This is a genomic window from Bradyrhizobium sp. NBAIM08 (assembly GCF_020193935.1).
Taxonomy (GTDB): domain Bacteria; phylum Pseudomonadota; class Alphaproteobacteria; order Rhizobiales; family Xanthobacteraceae; genus Bradyrhizobium; species Bradyrhizobium yuanmingense.
Genome location: NZ_JADYVR010001406.1, coordinates 1 through 380 on the forward strand (window position 1 = coordinate 1; position 380 = coordinate 380).

At 67.9% G+C, this 380-nt stretch carries 1 pseudogene; it reads left to right on the top strand.

Annotation, left to right across the window (positions count from 1 at the left end):
• Window positions 1-380 (top strand): annotated as a pseudogene (locus I6F37_RS45155) (hypothetical protein); the annotation flags it as partial.

Genomic DNA, 380 nt, shown 5'->3' on the forward strand with positions numbered 1-380 from the left:
GGGTCCACCGACCCCGACCCGACGGTCGGCTGCGTGATCCTCCGCAACATCTTCTTCGCCGAGCAGGGCGAGGAGCTACCCGAGCCGCGGCATTGGGCGAGAGACAGCGTGACCTACACCGGGTACGACCTGGCTGATCCCGCGAGACGCGCCGACAGCGACTACGCACAGCACGCGTTCACGGCACTGCAACATCGCGCGCGCGTGGACCTGGCATGGGAGCCAGACCTTCGCGGCATCACCCTGGAGTGGCAGGGACCGCGTTACGGTCCGCCTGCTCTCGTAAGACCACGGATGGGCCAGGGCCACTTCAGGCAAGCCGTTGCCGCGGCCTACGGGCACCGGTGCGCAGTCACAGCGAGCGCGACCTTTCCTACACT